The 13,863-nt window shown below is 67.2% G+C and carries 11 protein-coding genes; 2 read left to right on the top strand and 9 right to left on the bottom strand.

The window, feature by feature from the left end; genetic code table 11:
• Positions 1–78: 78 nt before the first annotated feature.
• The 7 genes from AC0GNO_RS04435 to AC0GNO_RS04405 all read right to left on the bottom strand — a co-directional run bounded on the left by AC0GNO_RS04435 (position 79) and on the right by AC0GNO_RS04405 (position 7,673).
• Positions 79–1,089, bottom strand: coding sequence for a DUF58 domain-containing protein (locus AC0GNO_RS04435; protein WP_472889356.1), 1,011 nt, complete (start codon positions 1,087–1,089; stop codon positions 79–81).
• Between the two features lie 15 nt (positions 1,090–1,104).
• On the bottom strand, positions 1,105–2,106 hold the full coding sequence (locus tag AC0GNO_RS04430; protein ID WP_472889355.1) for an AAA family ATPase: 1,002 nt from the start codon (positions 2,104–2,106) through the stop codon (positions 1,105–1,107).
• A 13-nt stretch (positions 2,107–2,119) separates the two neighbouring features.
• Positions 2,120–3,064 (bottom strand): S1C family serine protease, encoded by a 945-nt coding sequence (locus AC0GNO_RS04425; RefSeq protein WP_472903083.1) that lies wholly within the window; start codon positions 3,062–3,064, stop codon positions 2,120–2,122.
• A gap of 59 nt (positions 3,065–3,123) precedes the next feature.
• Positions 3,124–6,021 carry an aconitate hydratase gene (locus tag AC0GNO_RS04420; RefSeq protein ID WP_472903082.1) on the bottom strand — a complete coding sequence of 966 codons (2,898 nt, stop codon included), beginning with the start codon at positions 6,019–6,021 and terminating at the stop codon, positions 3,124–3,126.
• 172 nt (positions 6,022–6,193) lie between these two features.
• A complete protein-coding gene (locus tag AC0GNO_RS04415) occupies positions 6,194–7,048 on the bottom strand; it encodes a hypothetical protein (RefSeq protein ID WP_472903081.1) in 855 nt (284 codons plus the stop codon).
• A 101-nt stretch (positions 7,049–7,149) separates the two neighbouring features.
• Positions 7,150–7,308, bottom strand: coding sequence for a DUF3309 family protein (locus tag AC0GNO_RS04410; protein ID WP_472889351.1), 159 nt, complete (start codon positions 7,306–7,308; stop codon positions 7,150–7,152).
• Positions 7,309–7,337: 29 nt separating this feature from the next.
• The gene (locus tag AC0GNO_RS04405) at positions 7,338–7,673 is read right to left on the bottom strand and encodes a collagen-like protein (RefSeq protein ID WP_472903080.1); all 336 of its coding nucleotides are present in this window, start codon (positions 7,671–7,673) and stop codon (positions 7,338–7,340) included.
• A gap of 186 nt (positions 7,674–7,859) precedes the next feature.
• Between AC0GNO_RS04405 and trhP the strand changes: the two genes are divergently transcribed.
• The gene (gene trhP, locus AC0GNO_RS04400) at positions 7,860–9,242 is read left to right on the top strand and encodes a prephenate-dependent tRNA uridine(34) hydroxylase TrhP (protein WP_472903079.1); all 1,383 of its coding nucleotides are present in this window, start codon (positions 7,860–7,862) and stop codon (positions 9,240–9,242) included.
• Between the two features lies 1 nt (position 9,243).
• Positions 9,244–10,110, top strand: a complete 867-nt coding sequence (locus AC0GNO_RS04395) for a Rossmann-like domain-containing protein (RefSeq protein ID WP_472903078.1) — start codon at positions 9,244–9,246, stop codon at positions 10,108–10,110.
• A gap of 56 nt (positions 10,111–10,166) precedes the next feature.
• On the opposite strand, the gene acnB is transcribed toward AC0GNO_RS04395, so the two are convergent.
• Entirely contained in the window at positions 10,167–12,767 is a 2,601-nt protein-coding gene (gene acnB / locus AC0GNO_RS04390; RefSeq protein ID WP_472903077.1) for a bifunctional aconitate hydratase 2/2-methylisocitrate dehydratase, read from the bottom strand.
• 73 nt (positions 12,768–12,840) lie between these two features.
• Positions 12,841–13,863 (bottom strand): HpcH/HpaI aldolase/citrate lyase family protein, encoded by a 1,023-nt coding sequence (locus AC0GNO_RS04385; protein ID WP_472903076.1) that lies wholly within the window; start codon positions 13,861–13,863, stop codon positions 12,841–12,843.

Here is a 13,863-nt window from a genome sequence, read left to right as displayed (position 1 = left end):
GCGTTGAGGCTGTTCACTGGACTTTCCTCCGTGCTGCGCACTGCGGGGCTGAGCACCTTCGGAGCGGCCGGGCGGTGCTCATGCGCGTGCTCCGAGGTGCGCCGGCAACGGGCGGCGCGGTTGGGCGCGGCGCTTGCGCATGTCCACAAAACGCAGCACGGCGTCGGCCAGGTCGTCGTCGGTGGCGAGCTCCAGGGTGTCCACGCCCGCGCGGGTCAGGCTCTCGCGCAGCTGGGCTTCGCGCTGCGCGGCGATGCGGGCAAAGCGCTGGCGGAAACCGCTGTCGTGCGTGTCGACCAGCAGTTGCTCGCCGGTTTCGGCGTCGCGCACGGTGACCAGCCCCAGGTCGGGCAGGTTCAACTCCAGCGGGTCCAGCAGGCGCACGGCCACCACGTCGTGGCGCCGCGCGAGTTCACCCAGCGGCTGCTCCCAGCCCGGTTCGCTGATGAAGTCGGAGACCACGAACAGCGTGCAGCGCTGGCGCACGGTGTGGGTGGCGGCGCGCAGCAGGTCGGCCAGGCGGGTCGAGCCATCCTTGCCGGGTGTCTTGCCGCCCGACAGGGCCGGGGGGCGACGGATCATCTGCATGAGTTGCAGCACCTGGTTGCGCCCACCACGCGCAGGCAGCACCGCGTCCACCACCGGCTGGCCGCGCGAGCCGTACAGCACCGCGCCCACGCGGTTGCCGTGGCGGCTGATCAGGCGCGCGAGCACCGCCACGAAGCCCAGCAGCACCTGGCTCTTGCGCTGCTCGCCCGAACCAAAATCCACCGATGGGCTCAGGTCGAGCAGGAACCAGGCCGCCATCTCGCGGTCTTCGGTGAACACGCGCACATGCGGCGTCTGCAGCCGCGCGGTGACGTTCCAGTCGATGTGACGCACGTCGTCGTGGTGCTGGTATTCGCGCAAGTCGGCGAGGTCGAGGCCACTGCCGCGCATGAGCGTGCGGTAGTCGCCCTGCAACAGACCGTCGAGCCGGCGGATCACGGTCCACTCCAGCTCGCGCAGCAGCGCATCGGCCTTCGCCGCCTGAGCGAGCACCGGCGGCTCAGGGGCTTGGGAACGGGATTTGAACAGGCCGAACAGCATGATGGTGCCTCTGTTTCAAGCGGCCTTTTTGTCGTGCTCCAGCGGCTTGGCTGGCGGTGTGACGGCGTCCATGATGCGGGCGATCAGCGCATCGCTGTCCAGCCCTTCGGACAGGCCCTCGTAGGACAGCACGATGCGGTGGCGCAGCACGTCGGGCACCAGGTCGCTCATGTCTTCGGGCAGCGCGTAGTTGCGCCCGCGCAGCATGGCCAGGGCGCGCGCGCCCTCCACCAGGCCGATGGTGGCGCGCGGGCTGGCGCCGTAGGTGATGAAGCGCGCCGTGTCCTTGAGCCCGTGTTTTTCGGGCGTGCGCGTGGCCGACACGAGCCGCACCGCGTATTGCACCAGTGCCGGGTCCACAAAGACCTGGCGGCACAGCGCCTGCAGCGCGGCGAGCTGGTCGGTGGTCGCCACGGCCTGCACCTGCACGGCGGGGCCGGTGACACGCTCGACAATGACGTATTCCTCTTCATCGGTCGGGTAGTCCACCAGCACCTTCATCATGAAGCGGTCCACCTGCGCCTCGGGCAGCGGGTAGGTGCCTTCGGTCTCGATCGGGTTCTGTGTTGCCATCACCAGGAACGGACTGGGTACCCTGTGCGACTCACCGGCAATCGTCACCTGCCGCTCCTGCATCACCTCCAGCAGCGCGCTCTGCACCTTGGCCGGCGCGCGGTTGATCTCGTCGGCCAGCAGCAGGTTGGCAAACACCGGGCCCAGCGCGGTGCTGAAGTCGCCGGTTTTCTGGTTGTAGATGCGCGTGCCCACCAGATCGGCCGGCACCAGGTCGGGCGTGAACTGGATGCGCTTGAACCGCCCCTGCACCACGCTGGCCAGGGTCTTGACAGTCAGTGTCTTGGCCAGCCCGGGCACCCCCTCAACCAGCAGGTGGCCCTGCGCCAGCATGGCCACCATGACGCGCTCCAGGAACCGGTCCTGTCCGACCACCACGCGTTTCACTTCGTACAGGATCTGCTCCATGAGCTGGGCGGTGTCGGGGGCGTTGTTGTCGCTCATGAAGCACTCCTGTTCAGAAGGGGGGAAGGCCGACGGCGCCGGCGGCGCTTTCAATCGGCACGGCAAAACCGATACCGACAAAGGTGCGGTGGTTGGTGGGGTTGAGGATGCCGGTGACGATGCCGACCACCTCGCCATCCATGGTGACCAGCGGCCCGCCGGAATTGCCCGGGTTGGCCGCCGCGTCGAACTGGATCAGGTTGTCGATTTCCTGTTCGCCCTCGGGCGACTTGAAGGCGCGCCCCAGCCCGGATATGACGCCCGCCGAAGTGGAGGGGCCGATGCCGAAGGGAAAACCCACGGCCACCACGTGGTCACCCGGCACCAGGTCGCCGGTGCTGCGCAGGGTGGCGGCGTGCAGGTCATCGGGGATCGTGTGGGCCTGTAGCACGGCCAGGTCGTTCTCCGCCTGCACACCGGTCACGGTGGCGCCCGATTCGGAGCCGTCGGCAAACACCAGTTTGACGGTCTGCGCGGCCTGCACCACATGCAGATTGGTCAGGATGACGCCCTTGTCGAGGATCACCACGCCGGTGCCCACGCCGTGTTCCACCTCTTCGCCCTTGGTGTTCTTCACAAAGGACATCACGCGGACCACGGCGGGGCGGATCTTCTCGGCCGCACGCGCCGCCGCCGAGGGCAGGTTCTGGGTCGTGAGCGTGCGCAGCACCGCGGCGTCGATGTCTTTCTGCGTCAGCGCCCTGGCGCCCACCGGACCTTGCATCCAGACACTCGCCAGCAGCAGCGCACCGAGCAGGGCCAGAGCAGCCCACATCACGCGGGGATTGATCGCTGCGCGGGCCAGGCCGGCACGCCAGCCGCGCCGCGCAATCCGGGCGGGCGGGCGCTCGGTCACGGGTTCATCAGCGCTCGGGAGGGTGTCCGAGTCCACCGGGCGCCCGCCCGCTGGCGCAGGGCCGGCGCGGGCCGATCGGCTGTAGAGGGCAGGCTTGCGCACGGCGGCTCCTGAAACGCTGGGGGCGATGTGGCACATCATGCCGCGTTGCGGCGCGTGGCTCAAGCTCCCAGCAGTTGCCTGAGCACGTAGGGGAGGATTCCGCCCGCACGGTAATAGTTCACTTCCACCGGTGTGTCGATGCGCAGCGTGAGCGCGACCTCGCTGCGCTGCCCGTCGGGGCGCGTGATCACCATCGTGGCCTCGCTCTGCGGCAGCAGTTGCGGGTGGGGCAACACGTCGATCTGCTCCTCGCCGGTGAGCCCCAGGCGCTCCCAGCTGTCGCCAGTTTTGAACTGCAGCGGCAGCACGCCCATGCCCACCAGGTTGCTGCGGTGGATGCGCTCGAAGCTGCGCGCCACCACCGCCTTGATGCCCAGCAGCTGCGTGCCCTTGGCCGCCCAGTCGCGGCTGGAGCCGGTGCCGTATTCCTCGCCCGCGAACACCACCGTGGGCAGGCCCGCGGCCTGGTAGCGCATGGCGGCGTCGAAGATGCTCATCTTCTCCGCCACACCGCCGCCCTGGTACAGCGTCCAGCCGCCCTCCTCGCGCGAGCCGTCGGGACCCGGCGGCAGCATCAGGTTCTTGATGCGCACGTTGGCAAAGGTGCCGCGCATCATCACCTCGTGGTGGCCGCGGCGCGCGCCGTAGCTGTTGAAATCGGCCTTCAGCACGCCGCGCGCCAGCAGCCACTGGCCCGCGGGCGAGCGCTCCTGGATCGAACCGGCGGGCGAGATGTGGTCGGTGGTGATGGAGTCGCCAAACAGGGCCATGATGCGCGCGCTGCGCACCGCGGGCGCCTGTTTTGCGGGCGGCTGCAAGGCAAAGCCGTCAAAGAACGGCGGCTCGGCGATGTAGGAGCTGGCGGGCCAGGTGTAGGTCTTGCCACCGACGCCCTTGATGCGCTCCCAGAGCTTGCCGGGTTCGGTCTTCACGCGTTCGTAGTTGTCGCGGTAGGCCTTGCCGTGCATGGCGTATTTCATCAGCGCATGAATCTCGTCACTGCTCGGCCAGACATCGCCCAGGTAAACCGGTTTGCCGCCGTGGCCTTTGCCCAGCGGTTCGGTCATCAGGTCGGTCAGCACGGTGCCGGTGATCGCATAGGCCACCACCAGCGGCGGGCTGGCGAGGAAGTTGGCCTTGAGGTTGGGGTGGATGCGGGCTTCGAAGTTGCGGTTGCCCGAGAGCACGGCCGCACACACCAGATCGTTCTGCGTGATCACGGCGTTGAGCTCGGGTGTGAGGTCGCCGGCGTTGCCAATGCAGGTGGTGCAGCCATAGCCCGCGAGCGAGAAACCCAGCTTTTCCAGGTAGGGCAGCAGGCCGGTGGCCGTGAGGTATTCGGTGACGATGCGCGAGCCCGGGGCCAGCGAGGTCTTGATGTGCGGCTTGACCTTGAGTCCGGCTTCCACCGCTTTCTTCGCCAGCAGGCCCGCGGCCAGCAGCACGCCGGGGTTGCTGGTGTTGGTGCAACTGGTGATGGCGGCGATCAGCACGTCGCCGTTGCCGATGGTCAGCTTTTTCTGCACCGCCTGCGACTGCGGCTCGTCGTTGGCGTGGGCCGTGGCGCGAGCCGGCTTGTTGGCCTCCATCTCGGCCACGAAACGCGGCGCGCCGGGGGGCGTGGGTGTCGTCTTCTCGGGCGCCGGCGGATCGGCGGGCTGGCCCAGCTCGGGCTGGTAACGCGTGTGCAGCAGCGCGGCGGGCTGGTTGAAGCCGTTCTCCGCGTTGGGTTTGCTGAACAGCGAGGCGAACTGTGCCGCCACCCGGCCGAGTTCGATGCGGTCCTGCGGGCGCTTGGGGCCTGCCAGGCTGGGTGTGACCTGGCCCAGGTCCAGCGACACCACTTGCGAATAATCGATGTCGCCCGAAGCCTGCGAGGCCCCCTCGGCGCCGGGCACGCCGAACAGACCCTGGGCACGGAAGTAGGCCTCGAAGGCTTCGATCTCGGCCTTGCTGCGACCAGTGCCGCGGAAATAGTCGAGCGTCTTGTCGTCGACCGGGAAGAAGCCCATGGTGGCGCCGTATTCAGGCGCCATGTTGGCGATGGTCGCGCGGTCGGGCAAGGTGAGCGAGGCCGTGCCCTCGCCAAAGAATTCGACGAACTTGCCCACCACCTTGTGGCTGCGCAGGATCTCGGTCACGGTGAGCACCAGGTCGGTCGCGGTGCAGCCTTCGCGCAGGCGACCGGTGAGCTCGAAGCCCACCACGTCGGGCGTGAGGAAGTACACCGGCTGGCCCAGCATGGCGGCCTCGGCCTCGATGCCGCCCACGCCCCAGCCCACCACGCCAATGCCGTTGATCATGGTGGTGTGGCTGTCGGTGCCCACCAGGGTGTCGGGGTAATACAGGCCACCTTTCAGGTGCACGCCACGCGCCAGGTACTCCAGGTTCACCTGGTGCACGATGCCGAAGCCCGGCGGCACGACGCCGAAGGTGTCGAAGGCCTGCATGCCCCATTTCATGAACTCGTAGCGCTCGCGGTTGCGCTGGAATTCGAGCTTCATGTTGAGGTCGAGCGCGTTCTTCGTGCCGTAGTAGTCGACCATCACCGAGTGGTCCACCACCAGGTCCACCGGCACCAGAGGCTCGATGCGTTTGGGATCCTTGCCCAGGCGCTGCGCGGTGCTGCGCATCGCGGCCAGGTCGGCCAGCAGTGGCACACCGGTGAAGTCCTGCAGCACGACCCGCGCCACCGTGAACGGGATCTCGTCGCTGCGGGGTGCGTTCGGCTGCCACTGGGCGAGCTGCGCCACGTGTTCCGTGGTGACACGCTCACCATCGCAATGCCGCACCACACTCTCCAGCACGATGCGCAAGGACACCGGCAGGCGCTTCACCCCCGGATACTGTTTCGCCAGCGCCGGCAGCGAATAGAAACGGCCACTCTTGCCCGAGGCGCTCCTGAAGGTCTTGACCGTGGATGCGAACGGATGGGCGTAAACGGCGCTGAGGGACATGCAAGGCTCCTGACAGAATCGGTGGGATCGCGAACCATTCTGTCAGCAGCGGGTTTCACCGTGCTGCCAGTAATGGCTTGTCGCACGGCTGCCCGCCAGCGATGCCGGCTCTCCGAAGACCCGCGACCGGATCCCGCCCGGGTTCAGCGTGTACCCGTCGGGATCGGAGGATTCAGTTCCGGCCGCGGTTGCGCTCTTCGTCCGCGGGCCCGCGCCCCGGCGCCTTGCGGTCGGGTGGTTCAGCACGGCAGCCCGGTGAGCCGGGTTGGCAAGCTCCCTCAGACCGGGCTTTGTTCGGGGAGGACCTCTGGGACGGCCCGTCGTTGGCGCGCGGCTCGACGCGGCGGACCGGCTCACGCGAATCGCGTGACGGGCTGCGTGGCGGTGGGGCGGGCTCGACGCGCCGCTGCAACACCGGGGCTGGTGCCTTCAGGTGCTGACGCGACACCGCCTCGCGGGGCACATACCGGTCGTGCTCAGAGCGGATCGAGCGCTGCCGTTCAGGCGTGTTGGGGTAGCGGTCACCGGGGTATTTCTGCTGGTAGCGCGGCAACGGGGCGGCGGCGGGCACTTGGCGGCGGTCCCAGCGGTCCCATCCCGGACGGCGCCGTTCCCAGTCACGCCCCCAGTGTTCGGCCCAGCGTGGTGGTGCGTCCGCTCGCCAGCCGCTGAAGTACGCCGGCGGGTGGCGGTAGTAGCGCACGGGAATGCGCAGCACGAACAGGGGCACGTAGTCCCGACTGGTCAGCTCCCAGGGGCCGTTGTACCAGCTGCTGGCGTACCAGTTGTCGTCGGTGTAGACCCAGTACAGGCCGTCGTAGAAAAAGTAGTTGGCGCTCGCCTGGGGGTCGTAATAGACCGGATACCCGGGCACCGCGACCAGCGTCGGGTACGAGGGCATGTTCACCCCGATCTGGACACCCGGCAAGCCGATCTGGATACCCACACTGACCTGGGCGTGCACCGCCGTGGCGGGGAGAATGGACAGCGCCAGTGCGATGCCCAGGGTGCGAAGTGACGTGTTCATGCGATGCCCTTTGAACAGAAGACCGGCTGGCGCGACCGCACCCGGTTAGACCAGGGCCTGCTCACACCTTTTTCCGGTTGTGAACAGGCCCCGGAAAGCGGTCAGATGCGTCCCATCAGCAGAAGCACCACCACGATGATCAACACCAACCCCAGCCCACCGCTGGGACCATAGCCCCAGCTTTTGCTGTGCGACCAGTTCGGGAAGGCGCCGATCAGCATCAGGATCAACACGATCAGCAAGATGGTTCCCAAGCTCATAGCATCTCCTTGAATGACGTGGAAGAAACTCAGTTCGTCGGTGCGGGCACGACGATGACGGTGTCGCCAGTCTTGCCGGTATTGCCGGTGTTGCCCTGCGCGCCGGTATCGCCGGTATTGCCGGTGTTGCCCTGCGCGCCGGTGTCACCGGTGCTGCCAGTGCTGCCGGTGCTGCCGGTATTACCTGTAAAGCCTTGATCGCCGGTGGCACCCGTGGCACCCGTGGCACCGGATTCGCCCGCAGGACCGGCGGGGCCGGGCACCGTGACGACGGCGGGCGGCGTGTTGACCACCACAGGTTCGCGGTCACAGGCGGCCAGACCGAGTGTGGACAGAAGCGCCAGCAGCAAGAGGGAGTTTTTCATGGGGATTCCTTGAGGGTCAACGGGTGTGGTTCGTGCGGTAGCACCGGTCACACGGATCACCGGTTGGACCAAACTGTCCAACCGGCATGAACCGAGCGTAGCGACAGCTCCGCACCGAGTCTGTGCGCTGGCGAACACGGGCCCGAATTCAGGGCCGCAACCGCCGGTTTGCGGGACAATCCGAGGGTGAACCTCAAAGCCCCCGAACTCCTGCTCCCCGCCGGCACGCTGCAACGCATGCGCGCCGCCTACGATTTCGGCGCCGACGCCGTCTACGCCGGCCAGCCGCGCTACAGCCTGCGCGCGCGCAACAACGAGTTCCGCATGGAACAGATCGCGCAGGGCATTGAAGAGGCGCACGCCCGCGGCAAGAAGTTTTTCGTCACCAGCAACCTGATCGCCCACAACGACAAGCTGCGCACCTACCTGCGCGATCTGCAACCGGTGGTGGAGCTGCGGCCCGACGCGCTCATCATGGCCGACGCCGGGCTGATCATGCTGGTGCGCGAGCAGATGGAGAAAGGCCTCTGGCCCGAGGTGCCGATCCACCTCTCGGTGCAGGCCAACACCACCAACAGCGCGGCGGTCAAGTTCTGGCAGAAACAGGGGGTGAGCCGCATCATCCTGTCGCGCGAGCTCAGTCTCGATGAAGTGGCCGCGATCCGCAACGACTGCCCGGACATCGAGCTCGAAGTGTTCGTACACGGCGCGCTGTGCATCGCCTACTCGGGCCGCTGCCTGCTCAGCGGCTACTTCAACCGCCGAGACCCCAACCAGGGCACCTGCACCAACGCCTGCCGCTGGGAATACAAGACCCAGGCCGCGACCACCGAAACCGACACGGGCGAAGCCGTGCCGCTGGCGCAGCTCGACGGCTTCAACTTCGCCCAGGAAGACGAAGAAGCGGCGAGCGCCTTCTCCACCGTGGGCAACGGCCAGCGCCACCCCGAGGCCAACAAGGTGTGGCTGATCGAAGAAGCCGGCCGCCCCGGCGAGCTCATGCCCATCATGGAAGACGAGCACGGCACCTACATCATGAACAGCAAGGACCTGCGCGCGGTGGAGCACGTGGGCAAGCTGGCGGCCATGGGCATCGACTCGCTCAAGATCGAGGGCCGAACCAAGAGCCACTACTACGTGGCGCGCACCGCGCAGGTGTACCGCCGCGCCATCGACGACGCCGTGGCCGGCAAACCCTTCAACCCCGAACTGCTGCTGGAGCTGGAAGGCCTGTCCAACCGCGGCTACACCGGCGGCCTGATGGAGCGCCGCCCGGCGCAGGACTACCAGAACTACATCACCGGCCACTCCACCAGTCAGCGCAGCCAGTTCGTGGGCGAGGTGCTGCAGGTGCGCGAAGACGGCTGGGTCGAAGTGGAAGCCAAGAACCGCTTCGCCGTGGGCGACCGGCTGGAAATCATCCACCCCGCGGGCAACCACACCGTCATGCTGGACGCCATGCGCAACCAGAACGGTGAAGCCATCATCGTGGCGCAGGGCAGCCCCATCCGCGTCTGGGTGCCGCTGGCCGCACCCGTCGAAGGCGCGTTGATTGCGCGGCTGAGCTGACATGCAGACCGCTCACATTGCCCGGGCGCTGCTGGCCCAGCTCGCGCAAATCGGGCAGCGTTTTCCGCCGGCGCTCGTGGCACGCCTGCACGTGCCACGGCGCGCAGAAAACCCCGGGGCGCACGACGCCGAGTTCTGCGCCATCGAACTGGAAGACGGCGCCTTCGGCCTGTCCTATGTGCTGCTGGGCGACACGCTGGATGCGTTGCTGAAGTCCCACGGCGGCGCTCGGGGCACGGCACCACTTGCGGGCACCGACCCGATGGCACTGGCCAGCCGGCTTGAAAATGGCAGCCCTGTGGAGCGCGCCATCGCGCTCGCCGCCATCAACGCCCTCACCGATTCGGTGTGGCGGCAAATAGGCTACGAGCCACCGCCGGCCGGCAACTCGCTCGGCGACGTGACACTCACCGCGCAGGACCACCTGGGCATGATCGGTTTCTTCCCGCCGCTGGTGCGCAGAGTTGCCGAGGCCGGAGGCCGCCTGAGCGTGGTGGAGATGGACGCCGCGATGGTCGCGCGCCAGCGCGAGCGTTTCCCGAACGTGCACATCACGCTGAACCGCGCCGACCTCGGCCCCTGCAACGTGGTCGTCGGCACCTCCACCATGCTGCTCAATCACACGCTGGACGACATGCTGGCGGCCGCACCGAACGCTACGCGCTTCGCGGTCATCGGTCCTTCGGCCGGGCTCTGGCCCGATGCCCTGTTCGAGCGCGGTGTGACGCTGCTGGGCGGCACGCGGGTGGTCGATGCGCGGCGCTTTCGCGAAGCCATGGCCGGCGGCGAATCCTGGAGCGAGGCCACACGCAAGTTCGCGATGGCACGCGAGGGCTGGCCCGGCTGGCGCTGCTTGACCGGTCTTTGAACAGCCCAAAAAAGAAGCGGCCCGAAGGCCGCTTCTTTTTTTGGGGAGCGAATGGCTTATGCCGTCACGCCCTTGGCAGTCTCTGCGTACTCTTCGATCTGGTCGAAGTTCAGGTACTTGTAGATCGCCGCACCGTCCTGGTTCACGATGCCCATGGCTGCGTGGTACTCGGCCACGGTCGGGATCTTGCCCAGCTTGGACGCAATCGCTGCCAGCTCGGCCGAGGCGAGGTACACGTTGGTGTTCTTGCCCAGGCGGTTCGGGAAGTTGCGGGTGGAGGTGGACACCACGGTCGCGCCTTCACGCACCTGCGCCTGGTTGCCCATGCACAGCGAGCAGCCGGGCATTTCGGTGCGGGCACCGGCGGCGCCGAAGCTGGCGTAGTGGCCTTCCTTGATCAGCTCCGTCTCGTCCATCTTGGTCGGCGGGGCCACCCACAGCTTGACCGGGATGTCGCGCTGGCCGCCCAGCAGCTTGGCCGCGGCGCGGAAGTGGCCGATGTTGGTCATGCAGCTGCCGATGAAGGCTTCATCGATCTTGGTGCCGGCCACTTCGCTCAGGGTCTTGGCGTCGTCCGGATCGTTCGGGCAGCAGAGGATGGGTTCCTTGATGTCGGCCAGGTCGATCTCGATGACGTGCGCGTATTCGGCGTCCTTGTCGGCTTCGAGCAGCTCGGGATGGGCCAGCCAGGCTTCGACCTTCTCGATGCGGCGCTGCAGGGTGCGCTTGTCTTCGTAGCCGTCGGCGATCATGTTCTTCATCAGCACGATGTTGCTGGTGAGGTACTCCTTGATCGGCTCGGGGTTGAGCTTGATGGTGCAGCCGGCGGCGGAGCGCTCGGCAGACGCATCGGAGAGTTCAAACGCTTGCTCGACCTTGAGGTTGGGCAGACCTTCGATTTCCAGAATGCGACCGGAAAACTCGTTGATCTTGCCGGCCTTGGCCACGGTCAGCAAACCTTGCTTGATGGCGTACAGCGGAATGGCGTGCACCAGATCGCGCAGGGTCACGCCAGGTTGCATTTCGCCCTTGAAGCGCACCAGCACCGACTCGGGCATGTCCAGCGGCATCACGCCGGTGGCGGCACCAAAAGCCACGAGGCCGGAGCCCGCAGGGAAGGAAATGCCGATCGGGAAGCGGGTGTGCGAGTCACCGCCGGTGCCCACGGTGTCGGGCAGCAGCAGGCGGTTGAGCCAGCTGTGGATGACGCCGTCACCCGGGCGCAGGGCCACGCCGCCCCGGCTGCTGATGAACTTGGGCAGTTCGCGGTGCGTCTTCACGTCCACGGGCTTCGGATAAGCCGCGGTGTGGCAGAAGGACTGCATCACCAGGTCGGCGCTGAAGCCCAGGCAGGCCAGGTCTTTCAGCTCGTCGCGGGTCATGGGGCCGGTGGTGTCCTGCGAGCCCACGGTGGTCATCTTCGGCTCGCAGTAGGTGCCCGGGCGCACGCCCTGGCCTTCCGGCAGGCCGACGGCGCGGCCGACCATTTTTTGCGCCAGCGTGAAACCGGCGTTGGTGGCCGTGGGCACGCTGGGCAGGCGGAACAGGGTGGACGCTGGCAGGCCCAGGAACTCGCGCGCTTTGGCGGTCAGGCTGCGGCCAATGATGAGGTTGATGCGGCCGCCGGCGCGCACTTCGTCGAACAGCACGTCGCTCTTGAGCTTGAACTCGGCCACGGTCTGACCGTTTTTCACCAGCTTGCCGTCATAGGGCAGCACGTCGATCACGTCGCCCATTTCCAGCTTGGACACGTCCACTTCGATCGGCAGCGAGCCGGAGTCTTCCTGCGTGTTGAAGAAGATGGGGGCGATCTTGCCGCCCAGCGTGACGCCACCGAAGCGCTTGTTGGGCACGAAGGGGATGTCTTGACCCGTGGCCCACACCACGCTGTTGGTGGCCGACTTGCGGCTGGAGCCGGTGCCGACCACGTCGCCCACGTAGGCGACCAGGTGGCCCTTTTTCTTCAGGTCTTCAATGAACTGCATCGGGCCGCGCTTGCCGTCTTCCTCGGGCTTGAACGCCGCGTCGGGGCGGGTGTTCTTCAGCATCGCGAGGTAGTGCATGGGGATGTCCGGGCGCGTGGTGGCGTCCGGGGCGGGCGACAGGTCGTCGGTGTTGGTTTCTCCGGGCACCTTGAACACGGTGACGGTGATCTTCCTGTCAACTTCAGGGCGGCTGGTGAACCACTCGGCGTCGGCCCAGCTCTGCATCACTTCCTTGGCGACTGCGTTGCCAGCCTTGGCTTTCTCGGCCACGTCGTTGAAGAAGTCGAACATCAGCAGCGTCTTCTTCAGCGCTGCGCCGGCCACGGCCGCCACTTCGGCGTCGTCCAGCAGCTCGATCAGGGGATGCACGTTGTAGCCACCCACCATGGTGCCCAGCAACTCGGTGGCCTTGGCCTTGGAGATCAGGGCGACCTTTTCATCGCCGTGCGCCACGGCGGCCAGGAACGAGGCCTTGACCTTGGCGGCGTCGTCCACGCCCGGGGGCACGCGGTGCGTCAGCAGGTCCATGAGGAAGGCGTCTTCGCCCGCGGGCGGGTTCTTGATCAGTTCGATCAGGGCAGCGACCTGCTTGGCGTCGAGCGCCAGCGGGGGAATGCCCAGGGCGGCGCGCTCGGCGGCGTGGGCGCGGTAGTCGGTCAGGAAGGTCGACATGGTTTTCTCCAGAGAGGTGGGGAAGGATCTGATAAGGGGGAAAGGCAGGGTGCTGCGTGGGGACCAAGCAAGCTCAGTGCCGCACGGCGTGAACCACCGCAGGAGGGATCGAGGCAGCGGGCGCGAACCAGTGGCGCACAGATTCGGGCAAGGCATGCCCGGTCTGGTGTGCCCGTTCGAGCACCTGCCAGTAGAAGCGGTAGCTGGCTCGGTCGTGCAGGCGGCCTTCGAACTGCACCGGCGCCCAGTCGGCGGCGGTGGCGCGTTCGATGATGCCGGCAGCGGTATGGATCTCGCGGTCTTCGGGCGCAAAAGCGGCCAGGATGGGCCGGATCTGGTCCGGGTGGATGCTCCACATGCGGGTGTAGCCAAGCTCGCGGGCGGCCTTGTGCGCGGCGGTCTGCAGCGCGGCCGGGTCCTTGAACTCGGTGACCACATTGTGCGAGGGCACCTTGCCGTGTGCGTGGCAGGCCGAAGCGATCTCGATCTTGGCGCGCAGCACCAGCGGATGGCTGAACTGCCCGGCCACGCCCATGCCATCGGCCGGAATCGCGCCGCCATGGGCGGACACGAAATCCATCAGGCCAAAACTGAGCGACTGCACGCGCGGATGCGCGGCAATGTCGAAGGCGCGGTGCACCGCGGCAGGCGACTCGATCAGCACATGCAACGGCAACGAGGTCGCACCGGCGGCATCCATGGCAGCGACAGCACGCTGCACATCGGCCACCGACTCGACCTTGGGCACCATCAGATGCGTGAGACGTGAGGCCGCCTGGCACGCGATGGTCGCCACATCGGCGTCGAACACCGGATGGTCCACCGGGTGCACGCGCACGGCCACACGCGCGTCGGGCGCCGCACCGAGCGCCAGCGCCGTCACCAGCGCCGCGTGATCGGCCTCGCCGCCCACGGGCGCACCGTCTTCGCAATCCAGCGTGACGTCAAAGACACAGGTGCCGAACTCGGCCGTGAGATCGGCCTGCAGTTGCAGGCTCTTCTTCATCCGCGCCTCCACCCCGCTGTAGTGGTCGCAGACCGGCAGCGCGAACGCGCCGGCCTGGGCCCCGAGGAGGATGTCGCGCGGATGGATCAC

It is taken from the genome of Hydrogenophaga sp. L310 (genome assembly GCF_055703065.1).
This window is presented reverse-complemented; position numbering and strand designations above follow the sequence as displayed.